This is a genomic window from Caballeronia arvi, from assembly GCF_001544695.2.
GTDB classification, from domain to species: Bacteria; Pseudomonadota; Gammaproteobacteria; order Burkholderiales; family Burkholderiaceae; genus Caballeronia; species Caballeronia arvi.
Genome location: NZ_FCOM02000020.1, coordinates 98910 through 123753 on the forward strand (window position 1 = coordinate 98910; position 24844 = coordinate 123753).

Sequence of the window (24844 nt, forward strand, 5' to 3'; positions counted from 1 at the left end):
TTTACCGCTCCTGTTTCTTTGAATTGGCGATGGCGGCGTCGACGAACGCCTGCGCCTGGCCGACGTAGTTCGCCGGATCGAGCAACTGTTTCAACTGATCGCGCGACAGATGACGCGTGACGGTTTCGTTGTCGGCGAGCGCGTCGAAGAGCGACGTCCCGTTCGCGACCGACGCCTTCGATGCGCCTTCCACGAGCTTGTGCGCCTCCAGCCGGCCGATGGCATCGCCGAGCGCGAGCATCACCGCTTCGCCGAGCACGAGGCCGTTCGTCACGTTCAGATTGCGCGCGAGGCGATCGGTGTTCACTTCCATGTCCGGCACGATCGCGAGGATGTTCGACAGCGCGCCCGCTGTCAGACGCGCGAGATCGGGCAGCGCTTCCCATTCGGCCTGCCAGCCGCCGAGCGCGCGCTCGTGCTCCTGAACCATGCCGGCGAAGATCGTCGCGACGAGATTCGGCGCACGCGTCGCGGCGGTCAGCACGGCCGCGCAGCCGACGGGATTGCGCTTGTGCGGCATCGTCGATGAACCGCCCTTGCCTGCCGCTGCTGGTTCCGCGACTTCGCCGAGTTCGGTTTGCATCATTAAAGAGATATCGCGCGCGATCTTGCCCAGCGTGCCCGTGAGCATGCCGAGAAACGACGCGCTTTCAGCGACGCGATCGCGCTGCGTGTGCCACGGTAGTGCGGGCAATTGCAGGTTCAGGTCTTCCGCGAGCGACTTCGCCACCGGCAGCGCCTTGTCGCGCAGGCTCGCGAGCGTGCCTGCCGCGCCGCCGAATTGCAGCACCAATGCGCGTGCTTTCAACTCCGCAAGACGTTCACGATGACGCGTCACTGCGTCCAACCACTGCGCGAACTTCAGGCCGAGCGTGATCGGTAGCGCTTGTTGCAGCCACGTGCGGCCGATCATCGGCGTCTTTGCGTGCGCCTGCGCCTGCATGACGAGCGCCTCGGAAAGCGCGAGCAGGTCGGCGTCGAGCAGATCGAGCGCCGCGCGCAACTGCAGCACGACGCCCGTATCGATGATGTCCTGACTCGTCGCGCCCCAATGCACGTATTTCGCGGCTTCGGCATCGCTTGCCTTCACGACGGCGGTGAGCTGCTTGACGAGCGGAATCGCGAGATTGCCGCCCGCCGCCGCGCCGGTCATGAGCGCGTCAGCGTCGATGTTGTCTGCATTGCAGGCAGCGACGATCGAGTCGACCGCGCTCGCCGGAATGACGCCATGCAACGCCGATGCACGCGCGAGCGCGGCTTCGACATCGAGCATCGCCTGCACGGTCGCGCGCGGCGACCACACGGCGTTGGCGGCCGCGTTGCCGCAGATCAGATCGGTAAGACGACCGGTCGATGAAAACATACGCTCAGACGCGCTCGATGATCATCGCGATGCCCTGGCCCACGCCGATGCACATCGTGCACAGTGCGAAGCGGCCGCCGGTGCGCTGGAGCTGATAGCTCGCGGTCGTGACCAGTCGCGCGCCCGATGCGCCGAGCGGATGGCCGAGCGCAATCGCGCCGCCGTTCGGATTGACGCGAGGATCGTCGTCGGCGACGCCGAGCATGCGCAGCGTCGCGAGCCCTTGCGACGCGAACGCTTCGTTCAGCTCGATCACATCCATCTGGTCGATGGTCATGCCGAGGCGCTTCAACAGCTTCTGCGATGCCGGACCCGGACCGATGCCCATCACGCGCGGCGGCACGCCGGCGGTGGCGAGTCCGAGAATGCGCGCGCGCGGCGTGAGACCGTTGCGCTTGGCCGTTTCCTCGTCGGCGATCAGCATGGCGACCGCGCCGTCGTTCACGCCCGACGCGTTGCCAGCGGTCACGCTGCCATCCGGGCGCACGACGCCCTTCAGCTTCGCGAGCGCTTCGAGACTCGTTTCACGCGGATGCTCGTCGCGGTCGACGATGAGCGCATCGCCCTTTTTCTGCGGAATCGTCACCGCGACGATTTCCTGCGCCAGCGTGCCGTCCTTCTGCGCGCGCGCCGCCTTTTGCTGCGAACGAACTGCGAACGCATCCTGATCGGCGCGGCTGATCTTGTAATCGTCGGCGACGTTCTCGGCGGTTTCGGGCATCGAATCGACGCCGTGCAGCTTCTTCATCAGCGGATTGATGAAACGCCAGCCGATGGTCGTATCGTGGATGTCGGCGGAACGCGAGAACGCGCTCGTCGCCTTGCCCATCACGAACGGCGCGCGGCTCATGCTTTCGACGCCGCCCGCGATCATCAGGCTCGTTTCGCCCGACTTGATCGCGCGCGCCGCGACGCCGATCGCGTCCATGCCCGAGCCGCACAGGCGGTTGACCGTCGAGCCCGGCGTGCCGACCGGCAAGCCCGCCAGCAGCGCCGACATGCGCGCGACGTTGCGATTGTCTTCGCCCGCCTGGTTCGCGCAGCCGTAGATCACTTCATCGATGGCTTCCCAGTCCACTTCCTTGTTGCGCTCGACGAGCGCGCGCAGCGGCACCGCGCCGAGATCGTCGGCACGGACGGACGAGAGCGAACCGCCGTAACGGCCGATCGGCGTGCGGATCGCATCACATACGAAAGCTTCTTTCATCTTCAATGTCTCCAGAGTTCTCTCAGGCTGCTTCGGTCAACGGCGCGTATTGAAGCGGCACCTTCGCGAGCTTCTGCAATTCGTCGAACGACAGACCTTCCACGATCTCGCGCACGACCAGGCCTTCAGGCATCACGTCGAACACGGCGAGATCGGTATAGACCCGGTTCACGCACTCGACGCCGGTCACGGGATACGTGCAGACGTCGACGAGCTTGCTTTCGCCCTGCTTCGTCAGGAGTTCCATCATCACGTAGACCTGCTTCGCGCCGATCGCGAGGTCCATCGCGCCGCCGACGGCCGGAATCGCGTCGGGCGCGCCGGTGTGCCAGTTGGCGAGATCGCCCGTCGCCGACACCTGGAATGCGCCGAGCACGCAGAAGTCGAGGTGTCCGCCGCGCATCATCGCGAACGAATCCGCGTGATGGAAATACGCGCCGCCCGTGAGCAGCGTCACGTGCTGCTTGCCGGCGTTGATGAGCTCGTCGTCTTCCTCACCTTTCGCGGGCGCCGGGCCCATGCCGAGCAGACCGTTTTCGCTGTGCAGGAAGATTTCGCGGTCGGCCGCGAGATGATTGGCGACGAGCGTCGGCACGCCGATGCCCAGGTTCACGTATGCGCCTTCGGGAATGTCCGCGGCCACGCGCTTGGCCATTTCGTCACGAGTGAGTTTCTTCATGGCTTTTCGTCCTTAAGCTGCGAGTTCCGCTGCATGCACCGCTTGCGGCACTTCTACGACGCGCTGCACGAAAATGCCGGGCGTCACGATGTTTTCGGGGTCCAGCTCGCCGAGCGGCACGACCTTCGATACCTGCACGATCGCCGTCTTCGCGGCGCTCGCCATGATCGGGCCGAAGTTGCGCGCAGTTTTACGATAGACCAGATTGCCCCAGCGGTCGCCCTTGTATGCCTTCACGAGCGCGAAATCCGCGTGCAGCGGCGCTTCGAGCACGTAATGCTTGCCGTCGATCACGCGCGTTTCCTTGCCTTCCGCGAGCTTGGTGCCGTAGCCGGTCGGCGTGAAGAAACCGCCGATGCCCGCGCCCGCCGCGCGGATGCGCTCGGCCAGATTGCCCTGCGGCACGAGTTCGAGTTCGATTTCGCCCGCGCGATAGAGCGCGTCGAAGACATGCGAGTCCGTCTGACGCGGGAACGAGCAGATGATCTTGCGCACGCGCTTCGCCTTCAGCAAGGCGGCGAGGCCCGTGTCGCCGTTGCCGGCGTTGTTGTTGACGATCGTGAGTTCACGCGCGCCTTGCTCGATGAGCGCGTCGATCAGCTCGGACGGCATGCCTGCCGTGCCGAATCCGCCGATCATGATGGTCGCTCCGTCATTGACGTCGGCGACGGCCGAGGCGAGCGAATCGAAAATCTTGTTGATCATTGCCGTTCCTGTCTGTCTCGAACTGGGGTTTACCTGCTCGTCAGCACACTTGCGCTGAAATGTTCGTCATGCGAACATGGATTCGTTTAGCGAACATCGGCATGGTAGTCCTGCATTCGTTGTCGTGTCAACGAAGCAACGTCGAAGTACGGGTTTTCACCGGTGTGTTGATTCAAGGCCTATGAAAAATTCATCTCTCGCCAGCGATATCGAGCCGCAAGACGCGCCGTCTCGTCCCGGCGACGCGTACGTCCAGTCATTCGCGCGCGGGCTCGCGGTCATCCGCTCGTTCGATGCGAACCGTCCCGCGCAGACGCTCACCGATGTCGCCGCCGCCACCGGCCTCACGCGCGCCGGCGCGCGCCGCATTCTTCTGACGTTGCAGTCGCTCGGCTACGTCGAAGCGGACGGGCGCCTCTTCCAACTGACGCCGAAAATCCTCGATCTCGGCTTCGCCTATCTGACGTCGATGCCCTTCTGGAATCTCGCCGAGCCGGTGATGGAAGATCTCGTCGAACAGGTGCATGAAAGCTGCTCGGCGGCGGTGCTGAACGGCGCGGAAATCGTCTACGTGCTGCGCGTGCCGACGCACAAGATCATCACGCAGAATCTTTCGATCGGCAGCCGCCTGCCCGCTTTCTGCACGTCGATGGGCCGCGTGTTGCTCGCCGCCCTCGACGAAGCGCGCCTCGAAGAAGCGCTCGATGCGAGTTCGCTCGTCGCGCGCACGCCGCGCACCATCGTCGATAAGGCAGCGCTCAAGGAAGCAATCGCCGTCGTGCGCCGGCAAGGCTGGGCGATCGTCGATCAGGAACTGGAGGAAGGCCTGATTTCGATGTCCGCGCCGATCCGCGACCGGCAAGGCCGCGTGATCGCCGCGCTGAATATCAGCGGCAACGCGCAGCGCAAGAACGCGAAGCAGATGGTGAAGGCTTTTCTGGAGCCGCTTCTGGACGCGGCGCAGCGCGTGTCGGAGATGGTCGCGCGACGTGGATGACATTGCACTGACTGACGCGCGAGGAACCTGAAGGTTCGTTATGACCGATCTCGATCTCAACCTGATTCCGTACCTCGTCGCGATCGACGAGACGCGCAACGTGAGCCGCGCCGCCGAGCGTCTCGGCGTGAGCCAACCGCGCGTTTCGACGGCGCTCGCGCGATTGCGCGAATACTTCAACGATCCGCTTTTCGTGCGCACCTCGCGCGGCATGGAGCCGACCCCGCGCACGATCGCGCTCGTGCCCGCGGCGCGCGAGGCGCTTGCGCGCATCGAGCGCGGCCTGCTCGACCGGCAGCACTTCGATCCGTCGTCGAGTTCGGATACGTTTTCAATCGCGCTATCCGATGTCGGCGAGATCGTGTTTCTGCCGCGGCTTTTGCAGGCGTTCGCCAAACATGCGCCCGGCGCGAATCTGCGTTCGGTATCGGCATCGCACGGCGACGTGGAACGCGGGCTCGAAGCGGGCGAGATCGACCTCGCGGTCGGCTACTTTCCCGACCTGCGCGGCAACAACTTCTTCCAGCAGCGGCTGTTCTCGCACCGCTTCATCTGTCTGATGCGGCGCGATCATCCATTCGCGAACGAGCCGCTCACGCTCGAACGCTTCCTCGCATGCGGCCACGCGGTCGTGCGCGCGGAAGGCCGCAGTCAGGAGATTCTGGAGAACCATCTCGACAAGGAGCGCGTGCGGCGCCGCGCCGTGCTCGAAACGCCGCACTTCATGAGCTTGCCGTTCATCTTGTCGCGCACCGATCTCATCGCGACGGTGCCGCATGCGATCGGCTTCGCGTACGTCGCCGAGCATGCGTCGATCACGCTCGCCGAGCCGCCGCTTCCGCTGCCGCGTTTCGATCTGAAGCAGCACTGGCATCGCAAGTTTCACAATGACGCGCGCACGATGTGGCTGCGCGGCATCGTCGCATCGCTCTTCAACGACGAGCTGGACGAGTGGCCGAAATGACCGTCAGCCAAGGGTCAACGTCGCGCGTCGATGCTCCACGCGCCCGGCCCCGCCGCCGCGATGAACAGATAGATGAACGAGAGCAGCACGGCCGGCTCGCCCGAATTCAGCAGCGGCAGGAAGAAGTTGCCTTTCGGCGCGTGACCGATGAAATACGCGAACGCCAGCTCGCCCGACAGCACGAACGCCGCCGCCCGCGTGAACAAGCCGATCAGCACGAGCACGCCGCCGACCAGTTCGATGACGCCCGCCGCGCCGAGCAGCGAGAAGAGCGGCAGGCCGTCGAACATCGCGATGTGCGGCACATGAAAGAGTTTCGCGCTCGCATGCGTGAGCACGACGTACGACGCGACGATGCGCAGCAGCGCGTGGGCGTAGCTGGCGAGCGCGGGCGCGCTGGCCGACGCGGAACGGAGTTGGGTGGACATTGCAAACACTCCTTTGAAGATGAATTGCGGCTAGTCTAAGCAGACATCGCCTGTCGATAAATCCGGCTAACATTAGCGTTTTGTTTCCAGACAGGAAATGATCGATGGACGCTCTGACCAGCTTGCGCGTGTTTCGGGAAGTCGTCGAGGCGGGCAGCTTCGTCAAGGCAGCCGAGCGGCTCGACATCTCGACCGCGATGACGAGCAAGCACGTCGCCAATCTCGAGCGCCAGTTGGGCGTGCGACTGCTGAACCGCACGACGCGCCATCTGAGCCTCACGGAAGCCGGCAGCGTGTATTACGAGCAGTGCAGCGAGGCGCTCGATATCCTGCAGGCCGCGCAAGCCGCTGTCGGCGTGCAGACGGCGCAACCGCAGGGCGTACTGAAAGTGACCGCGCCGGGCTGGTTCGCCAACCGCAAGTTCGCGGATCTGCTCGTCGCATATCAGGCGCGCTATCCCGGCGTGCTCGTCGATCTGCGGCTGGAAAACCGTTTCGTCGATCTCGTCGAGGAAGGCTACGACATGGCGATACGCGCGACGTCCGAGCCATCGCCTTCTTTGATCGTGCGGCCCTTGTGCACGATGCCCTTCGTGCTCGCGGCTTCGACCGCGTATCTGGAACGGCACGGCAGGCTGCGTCATCCGGACGATGTCGCGCGGCATCGCTTCGTGCTGCCGACCTACACGAACATCGATTCGGTGACGCTGACGGGTCCGGACGGCGCGTTCATCGTGAAGAATCAGGCCGTGCTCAAAACCAACGATACGTCGATGGCGCTACAGCTCGTGCGCGCCGGGCTCGGGCTCGCGTATTTCCCGGCGTGGATCGTCGAACCCGAGCTGGCGTCGGGTGCCCTCGTGCACGTGCTGCCGAATTACACGGCGTTCGCACCGTCCGTCTACGCGGTGTACACGAGCCGCAAATACATGACGACGAAGGTGCGGACATTTATTGACTTCCTGTCGGAGTCGTTTGCCGACCAGCAAACATGATTAGGAATACTCTTATTCTTGCGTCGTTTTCCGCGTGTCATGATCGCGCCGCTTTCGGAACGGACGCTGGGGACATGACAAAAAATGTCAACTTCGCACCGCCGGGCTCGTTCCTGTTACCCGCATGCGAGGCACGCGCGATATGGATTTTCCCTGGCTTCCCCTGGCGTTCAATCTGGCTTTGCTGGGCGTGGCGCTTTTCATTTGCCGCACACTGAACGCGAGTCGGGCTTCGTTGACGTGGAACGGCGCACTGCTCTTTCTCGTCCTGTGCACCGCCGCGATGCTGCTGGATTTCGCATTGACGATCATCTTCGCGTCCGCGCACTTTCATGAGCGCACGCAGTACGACACCTTCGGATCGCGGACCGCGTGGAGCGAGCGCATCCTTGCGTATGTGATCCCATGCGCGATAGCGCTGCTGCTGGCATGGCGGTTCCGCAGGCGTCAGCGCTTCGCGCGTGAGCGTACACCGATCGGCGACCGGCTCAACGTCTTGCGCAGGACCAAACGCCGCCTCGTGCCGGTCGGGATGGATGCGCTCACGCCCCGCGAGTGAATGTGTCGAGTTCAATCGCGATATGCATCGAAGCAGTTCTACTATTCGTTTCTCTCTGATATACTTTCGCTCTTTCGGGGCGTAGCGCAGCCTGGTAGCGTACCTGCATGGGGTGCAGGTGGTCGGAGGTTCAAATCCTCTCGCCCCGACCAGAAATCAAAGGCTCTCCGGCTTCTGCCGGAGAGCCTTTTTTCTTTGGCTCATCGCGGGCCGTCGCACTGAACATGGCGAGCAAAAACAATGGCGTATAACAAGCTCAACAACCCACGCGCGTTTCCCGGCAACAGCAACTACGGCATGTCGCTGCGTGACTATTTCGCAGGCCAGGCGCTGGCAGGCGACATGGCCGACGAAGCCCTGCCGAACGATGCATCGCCCACGCTCCTGGAAGAGCGCGCCCAACTCTATTACCGGCTGGCCGACGCGATGCTCAGGGTGCGCGCCCAAGACGAAGCCGTGACGAACACCACGGCGATGATGGGCCTGAGCATCTAACACGAGGCCTACCCGGCGCCCGTTTTATCAGACTTGAAATCCAAAAAAACGCTTGTGTGTCAGTGATTTAAGGCCTAGTCTTCAGGTGACACGTAAGGAACGGCGCCTCATGCCTCTGTCTGTTTCAGCGCTCGCGCAACCGCGGCGCATCCAAACCGATCGAACCTCGTCTGCCTTGCGCACTGAAGTCGCGAGATGGTTCGATCCGGCAAGCCGTGCGCGCGTCACCCGTTTCGGGCGCATCTATCCGGGGGGCAGCCGCTACGTGTGTGTGAGCGCGCCGAAACCCGGCGGCGTATTCGCACTTTATTTCTTCCATCACGGCGCCGGCGACTGGCGCATCTATCCGCCCTGGGGCGTCGGGCCGAGCATCGTCTATTGGTCGATCAACGTCACGATGCCCGACCGCCATTCGCAGACGACAGCCGGCCCGAAGAAGCGCATCCGCTCCGCCATCGAGTCTTGACCGCAGGCAACGACCGCGCACGCAAGCAAAGCACCGCGCATCATCGGGACGAAAAAATGCCGCGACGAATCGCGGCATCATCGTAGCGTGGATGATCGAGGTGCTTATCGGCCCAGCAAGTCGATGACCTGAAGAATTTCCTTGCGCAACTGGTCGACATCGACGCCCGGTTGCGCCGAGCCTTGCGCTTCGGCTATCTCGGCCTCTTCGCCATTCGCGCGCCCTTGGGAATCGAGCCGGTTGCGCGCGCCGTTGATCGTGAAGCCTTGTTCATACAGCAACTCGCGGATGCGCCGGATCAGCAAGACTTCGTGATGCTGATAGTAGCGACGATTGCCGCGCCGTTTGACCGGCCTCAGTTGCGTGAACTCCTGCTCCCAATAGCGCAGCACGTGAGGCTTGACGCCGCACAACTCGCTGACTTCGCCAATCGTGAAGTAACGCTTGGCGGGGATCGGAGGCAAGACGACTTTTTCCATCGTCGATCAACCATCGTTATAAGTGATGTCGATTGAAGCGCGGTGGGCAAAAGAGCATGGCGCGCGGACGTCTGCGCGCCGAGGCGAGATCAGCGAGTGAGATCCGTCTCCGCGCCCGTTTCGACCAGCGCCTTCAGCTTCTGACTTGCATGAAACGTGACGACCCGCCGCGCGGCGATAGGAATAGCCTCGCCCGTCTTCGGATTACGTCCCGGACGTTGAGGCTTGTCGCGCAACTGGAAATTGCCGAAACCGGACAGCTTGACGCTTTCGCCGCTCTCCAGCGCATCGCGGATGACTTCGAAGAAGGCTTCGACCATGTCCTTGGCTTCGCGCTTGTTCAGACCAACCTGATCGAACAGCATCTCGGCCAACTCGGCTTTGGTGAGCGTGGGCGTGTCGCCGGGTGCGCTCGAGGTCTGGGTATCTCGGGTCATGGCGCTACGCTGCGCCGAAAGAAGGGCTTCGAAATCACTCGAGTTCATTTGGTTCATATCGGTAAGACGGCGCTTGCCAGTTTGAGACTTGGCGATTGGGACGGACGGGCCAACTGCAGGCTATCCGCGCAACCGCGCGCCGTGTACTCGAGCCAGGCGATCCACCAGCGTTTTAATGGCCGTATCGACCGTTTCGTCCTGAAGCGTGCCGCCAGTATCTTGCAACGTTACACGGAAGGCAAGACTTTTCTCGTGCGCTCCCAAGCCACCGGAAGTATTTGATTTTGGACGAAATTCATCGAAAAGCGCAACCCTCGTGACGTGCTTGCAAGCGGTCTCCGAGCGAGCGTTTTCGAGCTCGTCGAGGAGCGCCTGAACGGGCACGTGTTGATCTACGACAATCGCGATATCGCGCCGCACCGGCGGGAATTTCGACACTTCGGAAGGCGCGGGCAGCGCGCGATCCATCAGCGCGTCGGCTTCGATTTCGAAGAGGATCGGCGCGTTCGGCAGGTCGTACTTTTGCAGCCAGCGCGGATGCAGTTCGCCGATCCAGCCGACCGCGCGCCCGGCCACTTCGATACGCGCGCTGCGTCCCGGATGCAGCGCCGGGTGTTCGGCCTTCACGAAGCGCAACGCGACTGGCGCGAACAGCGCCTCGACATCGCCCTTCACGTCGAAGAAATCGACATTGCGCGACGCCGTGCCCCACTGTTCCTCGAGCGCGGGGCCATAGGCAAGACCGCCGATCATCTTCGGCTGCGCGAAACCTTCGACGGCCAGCTCGCCCGCCTTCACGGCTGCATCGCGATGAAACACGCGACCCGCCTCGAACACACGAATGCGCTCTGCGCGGCGGTTCAGGTTATGGCGCAGTACTTCGATCAGGCTGCCGAACGTGGTCGTGCGCATGACCGAGAGCTGGCTCGCGATCGGATTCAGCAGCTTGATCGGGGTGTCGTTGCCGGCGAAGTCCTTCTCCCAGTCGGCATCGACGAAGCTGAAGTTCACCGTCTCCGAATAGTCGCGTGCGGCGACCGCGTGGCGCAGCGTGTGGATCGAACGCTTCGTCTCGTTCGTGATGCGCATTTCGCTGCGCGCGACCGGCGGACGTGCCGGAATCTTCTCGAAGCCGTAGATGCGCGCGACTTCTTCGATCAGATCTTCCTCGATCTCGATATCGAAGCGATACGGCGGCGGCGTGACCTTGAAGGTATCGCCATCGCGCTCGAACGCGAGGTTCAGGCGCGTGAAGATCTGCGCAATCTCTTCTGCGCCGATCTCCACACCGATGATGCGATGCGCACGCGACACGCGCATCGACACGGGGTTGCGCTCGGGCACATTGACGATCTGATCGTCGACAGGACCGGCCGCACCGCCGCAGATGTCGAGAATCAGGCGCGAGATGCGCTCGATATGCTCGACCGTCGTCGAATAATCGACGCCCCGCTCGAAGCGATGCGCGGCATCGGTCGAGAAGTTGTACTTGCGCGCGCGGCCGCGGATCGCGTCCGGCCACCAAAACGCGGCTTCGAGATAGATATTGGTCGTGTCGAGCGTGACGGACGTGCTATCGCCGCCCATGATGCCCGCGAGACTTTCGACGTGACGATCGTCCGCGATCACGCCGACGGTTTCGTCGAGCTCGACAGTGTTGCCATTGAGCAGCTTGAGCGACTCGCCCTTCTTGCCCCAGCGCACTTCGATTGCACCGTGGATCTTGTCGAGATCGAACACGTGCGTCGGACGGCCGAGTTCGAGCATCACATAATTGGAGATGTCGACGAGCGCGGAAATGCTGCGCTGGCCCGCGCGCTCGAGACGCTCGACCATCCATTGCGGCGTCTTCGCGTGCGCGTTCACGCCGCGGATCACGCGGCCCGAGAAGCGGCCGCACAGATCCGGCGCGAGCACCTTGACCGGCAGCTTTTCATCGAGCTCCGTTTCGACCGCGGGCATGTCCAGTTGCTGCAACGGCGCACCGGTGATCGCGGCCGTCTCGCGCGCGACGCCGAACACCGACAGGCAATCCGCCTTGTTCGGCGTGAGCTTGATCTCGAAAACCGTGTCGTCGAGATTGAGCGTCTCGCGGATGTCCTGACCGACCTTCGCCTCGGCGGACAGAATCAGCAAGCCGCTGTGATCTTCCGACAGCTTCAGCTCGCGTGCCGAGCACAACATGCCCTGGCTGTCGACGCCGCGCAGCTTCGTCGGCTTGATGGCGAACGGCGCGCCGCCCGCTTCGGCCGGCGGCAGTTCCGCGCCGATGAGCGCAACCGGCACCTTGATGCCCGGCGACACGTTAGGCGCGCCGCACACGATGTTCAAGGTTTCGCCGGTGCCGGCATCGACCTGACAAACATTGAGCTTGTCGGCGTTCGGGTGCTTCGCCACTTCGAGCACAAGGCCCACGACGATCTTTGTGGTCGGCAGCGCGACCCGACGCAGGTCTTCGACTTCGAGACCGGCCATCGTCAGTGCGTGCGCGAGTTCGTCGGTGGAGAGCTTGGGATCGACGAAACTGCGGAGCCAGGATTCTGGGAATTGCATGTGTGTCTACGTTCGATGTGTTTGGAGTCTCGTTCGGGGTTCTCTTGAACGCCGAACACCGCGGGCTTCAGGCGAACTGGCGCAGAAAACGCAGGTCGTTCTCGAAGAACAGACGCAAGTCCTGCACGCCATAGCGCAGCATCGTCAGGCGTTCGAGGCCGCTGCCGAACGCAAAACCGACGTAGCGCTCCGGATCGAGGCCCATGTTGCGGATGACGGTCGGATGCACCTGACCGGAACCGGAAATCTCCAGCCATTTGCCCGCGTTCTTGCCGTGCTCGAACATCATGTCGATTTCAGCCGACGGTTCCGTAAACGGAAAGTACGACGGACGGAAGCGCACGAGAATGTCGTCGCGCTCGAAAAACTTCTTGAGAAAATCGGTGTAGACGCCCTTGAGATCGGCGAAGCTGATGTTCTCCTCGATCCACAAGCCTTCGACCTGATTGAACATCGGCGAATGCGTGGCGTCGCTGTCGACGCGATACGTGCGGCCCGGCACGATCACCTTGATCGGTGGCTTGTTCATGCGGGCGTAGCGCACCTGCATCGGGCTCGTGTGCGTGCGAAGCAGCAGCGGCCGGCCATCGGCGTCCTTGCCGTCGACGTAGAACGTGTCCTGCATCGAGCGCGCCGGATGGTTCTCGGGGCTGTTCAACGCGGTGAAGTTGTACCAGTCGGTCTCGATTTCGGGACCGTCGGCCACGTCGAAGCCGATCGTGCCGAAGATCTGCTCGACGCGCTCCCACGTGCGCATCACCGGATGCAGCGTGCCAGCGCCCGCGCCGCGTCCGGGCAGCGTGACATCGATGGCTTCGGCGGCGAGACGCTGGTTCAGGAGCGCATCGGCGAGCGCCTGACGGCGAAAGAAGAGCGCGGCCTCTACCTGTTGCTTCGCCTGATTGATGCGCGCGCCTTCGAACTTCTTCGCTTCCGGATCGAGCTTGCCCAATCCCTTCAGCAATTCGGTCAACGCGCCGGACTTGCCGAGAAACCGCGCCTTCTCGTTTTCGAGCGTGGTGGTATCGGCGGCGTGTTCAAAGGCGCTTTTCGCGTCGGCGACAATCTGGTCCAGATCCATTGATCCCATCTTTTCGAAGTTCTGACTAAGTTCGGTTTTGGGCGTGGCCTGAGTCGATGAAAACCGGACCAAGCCATGCGCAAAACCGTCCGACCAACAAAAACGGGGCTCGGTGAGAGCCCCGTTTTCTACCTTGTCGCCGCCCTCAACAGCTTGGCGGCGAAGAGGCGAACCACGCAGTACTAATTTCGCAATTAGGCTGCAACGGCGGCTTTCACCTGCTTCACGATCGCAGCAAAAGCAGCCTTGTCGAACACAGCCATGTCAGCCAGAACCTTGCGGTCGAGTTCGATCGACGCCTTCTTCAGGCCGTTGATGAACACGCTGTAGGTCATGTCGTGCTGACGCACCGCCGCGTTGATACGCGTGATCCACAGTGCGCGGAACACACGCTTCTTGTTGCGGCGATCGCGGTAGGCGTACTGGCCTGCGCGCATGACCGCCTGCTTGGCGATGCGATAGACGTTATTGCGACGGCCGCGGTAACCCTTGGCCAGACGGATGATCTTCTTGTGACGGGCCCGTGCGGTAACCCCACGTTTTACTCGAGGCATGTTGCTCTCCTTAAGTTAGATGAGGTTAGGCGAACGGCAGCATTGCGCGGACGGAGTTCAGATCGGAATCATGAACGGCCGTGGAGCCACGCAGATGGCGTTTGTTCTTGGTGGTTTTCTTGGTAAGAATGTGGCGCTTGAACGCTTGACCGCGCTTGACGGTACCGCCCGGACGCACCACGAAGCGCTTTGCAGCACTCTTCTTGGTCTTCATCTTCGGCATGAAACAACTCCAGTTTATTAGATGGTCATGGGTGTGCGGCTGATCTTTCCGTGCTGGCCAAGACCCCTTCCCGCCCTTCGAAACCCACGCTCCACTTGTTTGCGTTCGGCTCTTTCGAGCCGCCGCTTTTCATGAGCGGCACCGCAGAAACGACGCCCCTCTGAACCTTCCGACAATGCCGCGCCAGCCGCCTTGCGACGGCGCGCGATCCATCGTCTCACTGCTTGCGTTACTTACCCTTCTTCTTCGGGGCAAGCACCATGATCATCTGGCGCCCTTCCATCTTCGGCATCTGCTCGACCTGACCGAATTCGTCCAGATCCGTCTTCAGACGTTCGAGCATGCGCATGCCGATTTCCTGGTGCGCCATTTCGCGACCGCGGAAACGCAACGTGATTTTCGTCTTGTCGCCGTCTTCGAGGAAGCGCGTGAGGTTACGAAGCTTGACGTTGTAGTCACCGTCATCCGTGCCGGGGCGGAATTTGACTTCCTTCACCTGCACGATCTTCTGCTTCAGTTTCGCCTCGTGCTGCTTCTTCGCTTCCGAGTACTTGAACTTGCCGTAATCCATCAGACGGCAGACAGGCGGCGAAGCCTGCGGCGCGATTTCGACGAGATCCACGTCGAGCTGTTCCGATTGGCGGAAAGCCTCGGCCAGTTTCACGATTCCGAGCGGCTCGTTGTCCACTCCGACCAAGCGCACTTCCGGTGCGGTAATCTCACCGTTGATGCGATGTGACGACTTATCAGTAGCGATGTTACGTTTCCTCTAAAGATTAAAAAACAAGCCGCGCTGCGAGTGACTTACTTGAACGCCCGCACTTCCTGCTGCAGGCGCTCCAGAAATGCGTCGACCGGCATTACGCCCAGATCGACACCGCCACGAGCACGCACGGCTACGGTTTGCGCATCACGCTCTTTGTCCCCGACGACCAGCAAATAGGGAACCTTTTGCAGCGTGTGCTCCCGTATTTTATAGCTAATCTTCTCATTGCGCAAATCGGACTCTACTCTAAGCCCTTGTTTTTGCAACGATTGGGTCAGATTTCCGGCATATTCCGCCTGACTTTCAGCAATATTCAGCACAACGGCCTGGATCGGGGCGAGCCACGGCGGCATTGCGCCGGCATGGTGCTCGATCAAAATGCCGAGGAAACGCTCCATCGAACCGACGATCGCGCGGTGGAGCATCACCGGACGGCGCCGGCTGTTGTCCTCGGCGACATACTCCGCGCCGAGGCGCTCCGGCAGCACCATGTCGAGCTGCAGCGTGCCGCACTGCCAGGAACGGCCAAGCGCATCCTTGATGTGGTATTCGATCTTCGGACCGTAAAACGCACCTTCGCCCGCGAGTTCTTCCCACTTCAGGCCGCAGGCAGTGAGCGCCTCGCGCAGGCCCTGCTCCGCGCGATCCCAGGTTTCATCGGTGCCGGCGCGCTGCTCCGGACGCAGCGACAGCTTGATGTCGATGTGATCGAACCCGAAATCCTTGTACACGCTCATCGCGAGCGTATTGAAGGCGATCGATTCCGCGATGAACTGATCTTCGGTACAGAAGATGTGCGCATCGTCCTGGACGAAGCCACGCACCCGCATCAGCCCGTGCAGCGCGCCCGACGGCTCGTTGCGATGGCACGAGCCGAACTCCGCATAACGCAGCGGCAGATCGCGATACGAGCGCAGGCCGTGGTTGAACACCTGGACGTGGCCCGGACAGTTCATCGGCTTGATGGCGTAGTCGCGCTTTTCCGATTCGGTCGTGAACATGTTTTCACGATAGTTCTGCCAGTGGCCCGACGCTTCCCACAGCGAGCGGTCCATGACCATCGGGGTCTTGATCTCGAGATAGCCGGCCTCGTTCACGCGGCGGCGCATGTATTGCTCGACTTGCTGCCACAGCGACCAGCCCTTCGGATGCCAGAACACCATGCCCGGCGCTTCGTCCTGCAGATGGAACAGGTCGAGCTGCTTGCCGAGCTTGCGGTGATCGCGCTTCTCGGCTTCTTCGAGCATGTGCAGGTACGCATCCTGATCTTCCTTCTTCGTCCAGGCGGTGCCGTAGATACGCTGAAGCTGCTCGTTCTTCGAGTCGCCGCGCCAGTACGCGCCCGCGACTTTCATCAGCTTGAAGACCTTCAGCTTGCCGGTCGACGGCACGTGTGGGCCGCGGCACAGGTCGATGAAGTTGCCGTGCGAGTACAGCCGGATTTCATCGCTTTCCGGAATCGACTGGATGATCTCAGCCTTGTACGCTTCGCCAATGCTCTTGAAGTACTCGACGGCTTCGTCGCGCGTTACGACGCGGCGCGACACCGGCTCATTCTTCTGAGCCAGTTCCTGCATGCGCTTTTCGATCTTTTCGAGATCTTCGGGCGTGAAGGGACGGCTGTACGAGAAGTCGTAGTAAAAACCGTTGTCGATGACCGGCCCGATGGTCACTTGCGCCTCGGGGAACAGATCCTTCACCGCGTAGGCGAGCAAATGCGCGGCCGAGTGGCGCACGACATCGATGCCTTCGGGGTCCTTGTCCGTGACGATGGCGAGCGACGAATCCTTGTCGATCAGAAACGAGGTGTCGACGAGTTCGCCGTTGAGCTTGCCGGCGAGCGCCGCCTTGGCGAGGCCCGCGCCGATCGATGCCGCGACTTCCGCGACGGTCACCGGGTGGTCGTATTGTCGGACCGACCCATCAGGCAAACGTACCGAAACCATATCGTTCTCCAAGACGCCGGCGCACGCCGGGCGATTTCGATTAAGCATTGCCGCGCGATCTCCGTTTCGAAAATCGCAAGGCAAAAAAAATGCGGCCCCGCTATCGAGGGGCCGCATTCACTTTTCACACATACCGCGAAACAAATTGGCAGAAGGCGAATTAGGTCCTCGACTGGCGTCGTTCCGAATTTGTATCGGTCAACGTTCGACGTGCCATTTCTTTTCGCCTTTTGCGCTGAGCGCTTCTTGCGGTTTGAACCCTCGGAGATTTACACCCGCCGAAGCTTCGTTTTCGTTGGTAGGCTCGATTGGACTCGAACCAACGACCCCCACCATGTCAAGGTGGTGCTCTAACCAGCTGAGCTACGAGCCTGAAAGAAGTGAGATTATATGGAGCGTTTCAGATCTTGGCAAGTGCTTATCTTCAGAAAAATGGAAAATATTCGCCGATCCGTTCAAAGCCGCCCGATTATGCCCGCCGCGATGCGCGAATGACGCCCTGCACTTCGCCGAGCAGCGTGCAGGCGCGCTGAATCTGCGCGGCATTCGACACTTCCACGGTGAACTGCATATACGCGATATTCCGGCGGCTCTGGCTCTTCACGCCGATCACATTGATCTTCTCGCGCGCGAACACTTCGGAGATATCGCGCAGCAAGCCTTGCCGATCCGCCGACTCCACCGCGAGATCCACCGGATACACCGACGATCCGCGGCCGTTCATCACCTCCGCGGACCACGTCGTGTGCAGCACGCGCTCCGGCGAGCGCTGCGACATGCGCTTGAACGTCGCGCAATCCGTGCGGTGAACTGACATGCCTTTGCCGCGCGTGACGAAGCCGGCGATCGCATCGGGCGGCGCGGGACGGCAGCAACGCGCGAGCTGCGTGAGGAGCGCATCGACGCCGACCACGAGCACGCCCGTCGATGCGCCGTGCGCGACGCTCTGCCCGCTGCTGCGCTTTTCGAACTGCTCGGGCGCTTCCGGCTCGGGCTCGGGCGGCGGCGTGTCGGAGAGCGCGTGCTCGATGTTGCGCAGACTGAATTCTTCCTTCGCGACGACCGCGTAGAGCTCTTCCGGCGTCTTGAACCCGAGCTTCGCCGCGAGCTGGTCCAGGCTGACCGAGGTCTTGCCTTCGCGCTGCAAGGTCTTTTCGACGATCGTCCGTCCCGCCGCGATGTTCTCTGCCGCATCCGCCGCGAGGAACCACGACCGCACCTTCTGGCGCGCCCGCGCACTGTGCAGATAGCCCAGTTGCGGATTGAGCCAGTCGCGCGAAGGCCCGCCCTCCTTCACCGCGACGATCTCGACCGTCTGCCCGTTCGAGAGCGGTGTATTGAGCGGCACCATCGCGCCGTCGACGCGCGCGCCGCGGCAGCGATGCCCGAGCTCGCTGTGCAGGTGATAGGCGAAATCGACAGCCGTCGCGCCCTGCGGCAATGCGATCACGCGCGCCTGCGGCGTGAGCACGTAGATATGGTCGTCGTCGAGCGTGGCATCGCGCAGATGCTGCCAGCCCCGCTGCTCGCCGCCATGTTCGCCTTCGACATCGTCCTTCCACGCGAGAAGCTGACGCAGCCACGCGATCTTCTCGTCGTATTTCTCGCTCGCCGTCACCTGGCCCGCATAGCCGCGCGTGCCCGCTTCCTTATAGCGCCAGTGCGCGGCCACGCCATACTCGGCGAATTGATGCATCTCGTACGTGCGGATCTGCACCTCGAACGCGCGCCCGTCGTCGCCGATGACGACCGTATGCAACGACTTGTAGCCGTTGGGCTTCGGACGTGATATGTAGTCGTCGAACTCGCGCGGCACCGGCTGCCACAGGTTGTGCACGATGCCGAGCACGGTGTAGCAGTCCTTGATGTCGCCGACGATCACGCGAAACGCGCGCACGTCGTTCAGCTCGGCAAAGTCGAGATGCTTGCCGCGCATCTTCTTCCAGATGCTGTAGATGTGCTTCGGCCGCCCGCTCACGTCCGCCTTGATATGGGCGGTGTCGAGCTCTTTCTGCAGGCGCGCGATCGCCTCGGTCACATAACTCTCGCGCTCGACGCGCTTCTCGTCGAGCAGCTTCGCGATGCGTTTGTACGTGACCGGATCCTCGAAGCGGAACGACAGATCTTCCAGCTCCCATTTCAGTTGCCAGATGCCGAGCCGATTGGCGAGTGGCGCGTAAATCTCCAGCGTCTCGCGCGGCACGTCGGGCGACGGATCGGTCTTGTGCGCGGCGTGATAACGCAACGTCTGCACGCGCGAAGCAAGCCGGATCAGCACGACGCGAATGTCCTGCGCGAACGCGAGCAGCATCTTGCGCAGCGCCTCGACTTGCGCGCGGCGCGCGGCCTGCGCATCGCGGGTGTTCTCGGGCAGCTCCGCGAGCGTGGCGCGCGAGCTGACCGAGCCGAGCCGCAAAAGCTTCCTCACATCGCCGACGAGCCGCTGCACTTCCGGGCCGAAGCGCTCGGCGATGACCTTGTCCGGATCGTCGAGATGCGGCGCCAGCACGAACAGCGCCGCTGCGGCGACCGCGTGCGCATCGACGTTGAGCGTCTGCATGATGCGCGCGGTGCCCACCGCGTGATCGGCGAGCAGTTCGCCCGTCGAGACATGCGCGTCCTTTGCGTGCTCGCGCACGAACGCGAGCGCGTCGTCGATGGACGGCTCGGGCAGGGTTTCGGCGGGAACGGCGGTCTCGGTCATGCGGGTGATGCCACTACGTAAGGCGATACGAACGATCAGCGGCGTTCAGCTACGTTGGGCCGCGATCACGACGATTTCGACGAGGCACGCCGGATTGGCGAGCTTCGATTCGACCGTGGCGCGCGGCGGCGAGCTGTCCTGGGCGACCCACGAATCCCACACGGCATTCATGCCCGGGAAATGCACCATGTCGGCGATATAGATCTGCACCGACAGCAGATGCGACTTGTCGCTGTTCGCTTCTTCGAGCAAGCGGTCGATGTGACCGAGCACTTCGCGCATCTGACCGGTGATGTCCTGGTCCGTGTCCTCGGCGATCTGGCCGGCGAGATAAACCGTGCCGTTGTGGATCGCGATCTCGGAAAGGCGCGGGCCGACGTGATGACGAATGACTGCCATTGTGTGTTCCTGATCGATGATTGAAGTGGAAACGGTGCTGAACGACGCACGCTCAGCCCAATATTATGCCCCGCTGCCGCCATCGCCGAGGAAGAAGCCCTTGGCGACGGCGATCTGATCCGCGGCAAGAAACGCCGGCGCATGCCCTACGCCCGGAATCTCGACGCTCGTCACGGCCTGGCCCTTCTCGACCATCTGCGCGACCGTCTCGCGCGAGAGCAAATCCGAGCTCTCGCCGCGCACGACGAGCACCGGCGTCCTGATCGACGCAAGCGACTGCCACAGGTACGCCTCGCCGGCCGCGTTCTGCTCTTCGGTGGCCGACGTGAATGGCACCGCGATGCCAGGGTCGTAGCGAAAGCCCCAGGCGTCGTCACGCTCGCGCAGGAGCGGTGTGTTGATGCTCGCCCATTCCTCGTCGGTCAGCGGCCCGAACGACGCGGCGAGCGCTGCCGCATGCCGCACACCTTCGTCGAGCGACGCGAAGCGCGCGGGTTTGCCGAGATAGTCGCCGATGCGCTGGAGCGCGACGGGCTCGATATGCGGTCCGACATCGTTGAGCAGCATCTTCCTGATCGGCGTGTTCGGCAGGCCGCCGAGCGCCATGCCGATGAGCCCGCCCATCGACGTGCCGAACCAGTCCACCGTCTCCACGTTCAGACGCGCGATCAGCGTGACCATATCGGCAACGTACTGCGCCACGCCGTAATAACGCGGATCGGCGAGCCAGTCGGACAGGCCGCGCCCGACGACGTCCGGACACACCACGCGATAGTCGTGCGCAAGCGCCAGCGCGAGCCTGTCGAAGTCGCGCCCCGAGCGCGTCAGGCCGTGCGCGCAGAGCAGCACGCGCGGATTCGCCGGATCGCCCCATTCCGTATAGGCGATGCGATGCAGCCCCGCGGGACTCGCGCACTGCACGAAGCGCTGGCGCGGCTCGCTCAGATCGGAATGAACGGTTTCGACGACGATCGGTGTGGTCATGGGATTTCCTCGTGGAAGAGTCCAAACGATTGTAAAGCCCCTTTCGTCACGTCGAGCGGGCGTTGGCCGAACGGACGATGCCTTCGGCACATGCGGCCCATATGCGGCCCTTTGCGCCAAAAGCAAAGCGGGCGCAGCCCGAAAGCTCCGCCCGCCTTTTATGTGCTCACGCCGCGCAAACGGCGTTCACGTCACGCCGAGGTCATTTCACGCTCGTGACATCGAGCGGTGCACCCGTCTTCTTCTGGATTTCCTCGACAGTGACGCCGTCCGCCAGCTCGACGAGCTTCAGCCCGCCGTCGACGACATCGATCACGCCGAGATCCGTGATGATGCGATTCACGACGCCCACGCCCGTCAGCGGCAGCGTGCACTCTTCGAGGATCTTGTGCTGATCGCCCTTCGCGACATGCTCCATCAGCACGACGACCTTCTTCACGCCGGCGACGAGGTCCATCGCGCCGCCCATGCCCTTGATCATCTTGCCGGGAATCATCCAGTTGGCGAGATCGCCCTTCTTGCTGATCTGCATCGCGCCGAGGATCGCCAGGTTGATGTGACCGCCGCGGATCATCGCGAACGAATCCGCCGATGAAAAGATCGACGAGCCCGGCAACGTCGTCACGGTCTGCTTGCCGGCGTTGATGAGATCGGCGTCGACTTCTTCCTCATACGGCGACGGACCGATGCCGAGCAGGCCGTTTTCCGATTGCAGCCACACTTCCATGCCTTCCGGCACGTGATTGGCGACGAGCGTCGGCAAACCGATGCCGAGGTTCACATAGAAGCCGTCCTGCAGTTCCTTCGCCGCGCGCGCGGCCATCTGGTCACGAGTCCAAGCCATGATTACTCTCCTTTCGCGCGGACGATGCGTTGTTCGATGCGCTTTTCCGGATGCGCATTCAGCACGATGCGCTGCACGAAAATGCCGGGGGTGTGGATCGCGTCCGGATCGAGTTCGCCCGTTTCGACGATCTCTTCCACTTCCACGACGGTGATCTTGCCCGCCATCGCGCACATCGGGTTGAAGTTGCGTGCCGTGCGGCGATAGATCAGGTTGCCGGACTTGTCGGCCTTCCACGCCTTCACGAGACCGACATCGGCCGTCAGCGAATGCTCGAGCACATAATGGTTCTCGCCGAACTGGCGCGTTTCCTTGCCGTCGGCGATCACGGTGCCGAAGCCTGTGTTCGTGAAGAATGCCGGAATGCCCGAGCCGCCCGCGCGCAGCTTCTCGGCGAGCGTGCCCTGCGGCGTGAATTCGAGCTCCAGTTCGCCGGCGAGATATTGCCGCTCGAACTCCTTGTTTTCGCCGACGTACGACGAAATCATCTTCTTGATCTGGCGCGTCTCCAGCAGGAGACCAAGGCCGAAGCCGTCGACGCCTGCGTTATTGCTGATGCAGGTGATGCCTTTCACGCCCGTGTCGCGCAGCGCGGCGATGAGCGCTTCGGGAATGCCGCACAGCCCGAAACCGCCGACGGCGAACGTCTGCCCGTCCTTGACGATGCCCTCGAGCGCTGCCTTCGCGCTGGGATAGACCTTGTTCATCTGAATGTCCCTTCCATGTTTGAAACCAACTGAAAATCGGCTTATTGATGCCGCCGTGGCGCTGTCATGCGCACCGCGCGGCCTTTTTGGCGTGGCACAAGAGTACTTTGGCCGGTCGATCCGGCACAATACGCAAAAATACATAAGTCATTGCCCGCGCCCGTTTGGTTCCCGGCGGCCTTCCGCCACGAAACGCAGGCGTTTGCGCGACCGATTTCACATGCGTGCACTGGATTATCAAACCGCGTTTCAACTCGCCCCCGTCGGGCTCGTGCTGTCGCGCGAGCGCTCCATCGAGGACTGCAACGAGCAACTCTGCGCGATCTTCGGCTACCCGCGCGAGGCGCTCATCGGCAAGTCGTTCGAGGTGATTTATCCATCGCCGGACGAGTTCACGCGCATCGGCGGACGGATTGCCGCGAACATCAGCCGGTCAGGCACGTATAGCGACGACCGCATCATGAAGCGCAAGAACGGCGAACTGTTCTGGTGCCACGTGACGGGACGCGCGCTCGATCAGGCCGCGCCGCACGCGGCGGGCGTCTGGACCTTCGAGGATCTGAGCGCGACGCGACGGGTCGCGATCGAGCTGACGCCGCGAGAGCGGGAAATCGCCGCGCAGCTTGTGACGGGCAAGACGAGCAAGCAGATCGGCCGCGTGCTCGACATCAGCCCACGCACGGTCGATATCTACCGAGCGAAGCTCATGAGAAAGTACGACACGGGCAACGCCACCGAGCTATTGCAACGGCTGCTCGGCTCGTGACCCGCTCGTGACCCTTCAGGCCGTAACAGGCGCGGCGGTTTCGATGATCCTGCGCAGAAGATCCGGAATCGGCACTGACTTGCCCGCCGCGTAGTCGATCCACACGATCTTCGCCGCGCCGCGCGCGTAGGGCGTCGAACGATCATCGGCGCGATAGAGCTCGAAGCGCGTATCGAAACTGCTGCGCCCCGGCTTGCCCACGGACATGCGGCCGATCACGTCGCCGGGATAGTGAAGCTGCTTCAGAAACTCCATCGACGCGTTCACGATCACCGGTCCCTGCCCTTCGCCGTTGCCGCCCGCGATGCCGATATGCTCGAACCACGAGATGCGCACCTGCTCCATGTAACGGAAATAGACGGTGTTGTTGACGTGGCCGAAGGCGTCCATGTCGCCCCAGCGGATCGGCATGGACAGGTCGAAGACGGTGTGAAAAGCGTTGTCGGTGGTCATTACGTGGGTTCGCAAAAGTTCAGAGCGAGAAACCATCGTCTGCTGAAATGACCGAGCCGTTCATGAACTGCGATTCGTCGGCGGCGAGCAGCAGCAGCAGGCCGTCGAGGTCTTCCGGCGAGCCCACGCGGCGGCGCGGCAGCATCGAAATCAGTTTCTGGCCCTGCTCGGTCTTCCAGTGATGATGGTTAATCTCGGTGTCGATATAACCCGGGCAGATCGCGTTGACGTTGATGCCGTGGCGACCCCATTCGAGCGCCATCGCCTTGGTCATCTGCACGACGGCGGCCTTGCTCATCGAGTACACGCCGATTTGCGGAAACACGCGCAGGCCCGCCACCGACGCCACGTTGATGATGCGATACGCCGGCTTGGCCGGGCCGTTGCCGCGCATGATCATGCGCTTGGCGACTTCCTGCGCGACGAAGAACGCGCCACGCACGTTCGTGCCGAGGACGAATTCGAAGTCGGCGGGCGTGACGTCCGTCAGCTTCTGCGTGGTCGACACACCCGAGTTATTGACGAGGATGTCGATGGTACCCGCTTCCGTCTCCGCGTGCGCGACCGCGGCCTTGATGCTCTGATAGTCGGTCACGTCGAGTGAGACTACGTGCGCCGCGCCGCCCGACGACTCGATCTCGGCGCGCAACTCCTTCAGACGCTCGGTGCGGCGGCTGGCAAGCACCACTTTGGCGCCCGCCGACGACAGCACCTGCGCGAAACGCTTGCCCAAGCCACTGGACGCGCCGGTGATCAGCGCGACCTTGCCTTCCAGGTTGATCGAACGGCCCATTGTGCTTCCTTGTTTTATGGTTGACTCAGCCCTGTCGCGCACGAAGGCGCGCCTGTGCGGGCTGCTAGTGTCGACACCGATAGCGCGGATGCCGTGAATAATAGTACGATCGTGCGAAATTGACGGGCGTCGGTTGCAGCCCGCCTGACCTTCCCTGACAATACGCGATCCCGAAAGGGCATTCTAACGGCACATAGGAGCATTGATGACCCCGGCGAGCCTCATCGAGCAATACGGTCCCCGCGAATCGATGGAATACGACGTCGTCATCGTCGGCGGCGGACCAGCCGGTTTGTC

General features: G+C 62.5%; 27 protein-coding genes and 2 tRNA genes. 8 read left to right on the top strand and 21 right to left on the bottom strand.

Annotated features, from left to right (window positions below; genetic code table 11):
• Position 1: 1 nt before the first annotated feature.
• Genes AWB74_RS22105 through AWB74_RS22120 form a run of 4 tightly spaced genes read right to left on the bottom strand, consistent with a single transcriptional unit; the run spans position 2 to position 3954 of the window.
• Positions 2-1363, bottom strand: a complete 1362-nt coding sequence (locus AWB74_RS22105; RefSeq protein ID WP_061148865.1) for a 3-carboxy-cis,cis-muconate cycloisomerase — start codon at positions 1361-1363, stop codon at positions 2-4.
• A 4-nt stretch (positions 1364-1367) separates the two neighbouring features.
• A complete protein-coding gene (gene pcaF / locus AWB74_RS22110) occupies positions 1368-2570 on the bottom strand; it encodes a 3-oxoadipyl-CoA thiolase (RefSeq protein ID WP_061148866.1) in 1203 nt (400 codons plus the stop codon).
• 22 nt (positions 2571-2592) lie between these two features.
• Entirely contained in the window at positions 2593-3249 is a 657-nt protein-coding gene (locus AWB74_RS22115; RefSeq protein ID WP_061148867.1) for a 3-oxoacid CoA-transferase subunit B, read from the bottom strand.
• Positions 3250-3261: 12 nt separating this feature from the next.
• Positions 3262-3954: a 3-oxoacid CoA-transferase subunit A gene (locus tag AWB74_RS22120; RefSeq protein ID WP_061148868.1), complete on the bottom strand. Its 693-nt coding sequence runs from the start codon at positions 3952-3954 to the stop codon at positions 3262-3264.
• Positions 3955-4135: 181 nt separating this feature from the next.
• Between AWB74_RS22120 and AWB74_RS22125 the strand changes: the two genes are divergently transcribed.
• Both AWB74_RS22125 and AWB74_RS22130 read left to right on the top strand, forming a co-directional pair.
• Positions 4136-4951, top strand: a complete 816-nt coding sequence (locus AWB74_RS22125) for an IclR family transcriptional regulator (RefSeq protein ID WP_061148869.1) — start codon at positions 4136-4138, stop codon at positions 4949-4951.
• Positions 4952-4991: 40 nt separating this feature from the next.
• Positions 4992-5915 (top strand): LysR family transcriptional regulator, encoded by a 924-nt coding sequence (locus AWB74_RS22130; protein ID WP_061124578.1) that lies wholly within the window; start codon positions 4992-4994, stop codon positions 5913-5915.
• A 14-nt stretch (positions 5916-5929) separates the two neighbouring features.
• Here the strand turns inward: AWB74_RS22130 and AWB74_RS22135 are convergent, their stop codons facing one another.
• Positions 5930-6343: a DoxX family protein gene (locus tag AWB74_RS22135; RefSeq protein WP_061148870.1), complete on the bottom strand. Its 414-nt coding sequence runs from the start codon at positions 6341-6343 to the stop codon at positions 5930-5932.
• Positions 6344-6447: 104 nt separating this feature from the next.
• Here AWB74_RS22135 and AWB74_RS22140 point away from each other — a divergent pair, with 104 nt between their 5' ends.
• The 5 genes from AWB74_RS22140 (at position 6448) to AWB74_RS22160 (ending at position 8858) form a co-directional block, all read left to right on the top strand.
• Positions 6448-7338 (top strand): LysR family transcriptional regulator, encoded by an 891-nt coding sequence (locus tag AWB74_RS22140; RefSeq protein ID WP_061148871.1) that lies wholly within the window; start codon positions 6448-6450, stop codon positions 7336-7338.
• A 142-nt stretch (positions 7339-7480) separates the two neighbouring features.
• Positions 7481-7897 carry a hypothetical protein gene (locus AWB74_RS22145; protein ID WP_061148892.1) on the top strand — a complete coding sequence of 139 codons (417 nt, stop codon included), beginning with the start codon at positions 7481-7483 and terminating at the stop codon, positions 7895-7897.
• Between the two features lie 75 nt (positions 7898-7972).
• A tRNA-Pro gene (locus tag AWB74_RS22150) sits at positions 7973-8049 on the top strand.
• Between the two features lie 88 nt (positions 8050-8137).
• Entirely contained in the window at positions 8138-8392 is a 255-nt protein-coding gene (locus AWB74_RS22155) for a hypothetical protein (RefSeq protein WP_061148872.1), read from the top strand.
• A 109-nt stretch (positions 8393-8501) separates the two neighbouring features.
• Positions 8502-8858, top strand: coding sequence for a hypothetical protein (locus AWB74_RS22160; protein ID WP_143749297.1), 357 nt, complete (start codon positions 8502-8504; stop codon positions 8856-8858).
• Positions 8859-8962: 104 nt separating this feature from the next.
• Here AWB74_RS22160 and AWB74_RS22165 read toward each other — a convergent pair whose 3' ends face one another.
• The 14 genes from AWB74_RS22165 to AWB74_RS22235 form a co-directional block, all read right to left on the bottom strand.
• A complete protein-coding gene (locus AWB74_RS22165; RefSeq protein WP_061148874.1) occupies positions 8963-9337 on the bottom strand; it encodes a MerR family transcriptional regulator in 375 nt (124 codons plus the stop codon).
• A gap of 89 nt (positions 9338-9426) precedes the next feature.
• Positions 9427-9831, bottom strand: a complete 405-nt coding sequence (locus AWB74_RS22170; RefSeq protein ID WP_014191071.1) for an integration host factor subunit alpha — start codon at positions 9829-9831, stop codon at positions 9427-9429.
• A 63-nt stretch (positions 9832-9894) separates the two neighbouring features.
• Positions 9895-12327, bottom strand: a complete 2433-nt coding sequence (gene pheT, locus AWB74_RS22175) for a phenylalanine--tRNA ligase subunit beta (RefSeq protein ID WP_061148875.1) — start codon at positions 12325-12327, stop codon at positions 9895-9897.
• Positions 12328-12394: 67 nt separating this feature from the next.
• Complete coding sequence (pheS, locus tag AWB74_RS22180) at positions 12395-13408, bottom strand: phenylalanine--tRNA ligase subunit alpha (RefSeq protein ID WP_061148876.1); 1014 nt, start codon at positions 13406-13408, stop codon at positions 12395-12397.
• A 194-nt stretch (positions 13409-13602) separates the two neighbouring features.
• Positions 13603-13962 carry a 50S ribosomal protein L20 gene (rplT, locus tag AWB74_RS22185; protein ID WP_008350196.1) on the bottom strand — a complete coding sequence of 120 codons (360 nt, stop codon included), beginning with the start codon at positions 13960-13962 and terminating at the stop codon, positions 13603-13605.
• A gap of 25 nt (positions 13963-13987) precedes the next feature.
• Positions 13988-14185, bottom strand: coding sequence for a 50S ribosomal protein L35 (gene rpmI / locus AWB74_RS22190; protein WP_006052501.1), 198 nt, complete (start codon positions 14183-14185; stop codon positions 13988-13990).
• A 229-nt stretch (positions 14186-14414) separates the two neighbouring features.
• On the bottom strand, positions 14415-14942 hold the full coding sequence (infC, locus tag AWB74_RS22195) for a translation initiation factor IF-3 (RefSeq protein WP_075644636.1): 528 nt from the start codon (positions 14940-14942) through the stop codon (positions 14415-14417).
• 47 nt (positions 14943-14989) lie between these two features.
• Positions 14990-16897 (bottom strand): threonine--tRNA ligase, encoded by a 1908-nt coding sequence (gene thrS, locus AWB74_RS22200; protein WP_061148877.1) that lies wholly within the window; start codon positions 16895-16897, stop codon positions 14990-14992.
• A 296-nt stretch (positions 16898-17193) separates the two neighbouring features.
• A tRNA-Val gene (locus tag AWB74_RS22210) sits at positions 17194-17270 on the bottom strand.
• 96 nt (positions 17271-17366) lie between these two features.
• Positions 17367-19601 carry a RelA/SpoT family protein gene (locus AWB74_RS22215; RefSeq protein ID WP_061148878.1) on the bottom strand — a complete coding sequence of 745 codons (2235 nt, stop codon included), beginning with the start codon at positions 19599-19601 and terminating at the stop codon, positions 17367-17369.
• Between the two features lie 45 nt (positions 19602-19646).
• Positions 19647-20000, bottom strand: a complete 354-nt coding sequence (locus AWB74_RS22220; protein ID WP_061148879.1) for a RidA family protein — start codon at positions 19998-20000, stop codon at positions 19647-19649.
• Positions 20001-20063: 63 nt separating this feature from the next.
• Entirely contained in the window at positions 20064-20984 is a 921-nt protein-coding gene (locus AWB74_RS22225; protein ID WP_061148880.1) for an alpha/beta fold hydrolase, read from the bottom strand.
• 202 nt (positions 20985-21186) lie between these two features.
• The gene (locus tag AWB74_RS22230; RefSeq protein WP_061148881.1) at positions 21187-21828 is read right to left on the bottom strand and encodes a CoA transferase subunit B; all 642 of its coding nucleotides are present in this window, start codon (positions 21826-21828) and stop codon (positions 21187-21189) included.
• Between the two features lie 2 nt (positions 21829-21830).
• Entirely contained in the window at positions 21831-22535 is a 705-nt protein-coding gene (locus tag AWB74_RS22235; RefSeq protein WP_061148882.1) for a CoA transferase subunit A, read from the bottom strand.
• Between the two features lie 220 nt (positions 22536-22755).
• On the opposite strand from AWB74_RS22235, the gene AWB74_RS22240 reads away from it, so the two are divergent.
• Positions 22756-23301, top strand: coding sequence for a LuxR C-terminal-related transcriptional regulator (locus tag AWB74_RS22240; RefSeq protein WP_061148883.1), 546 nt, complete (start codon positions 22756-22758; stop codon positions 23299-23301).
• A 15-nt stretch (positions 23302-23316) separates the two neighbouring features.
• On the opposite strand, the gene AWB74_RS22245 is transcribed toward AWB74_RS22240, so the two are convergent.
• The gene (locus AWB74_RS22245) at positions 23317-23754 is read right to left on the bottom strand and encodes an acyl-CoA thioesterase (protein ID WP_061148884.1); all 438 of its coding nucleotides are present in this window, start codon (positions 23752-23754) and stop codon (positions 23317-23319) included.
• Between the two features lie 19 nt (positions 23755-23773).
• Positions 23774-24547: an SDR family oxidoreductase gene (locus AWB74_RS22250; protein ID WP_061148885.1), complete on the bottom strand. Its 774-nt coding sequence runs from the start codon at positions 24545-24547 to the stop codon at positions 23774-23776.
• Between the last annotated feature and the right edge of the window lie 297 nt (positions 24548-24844).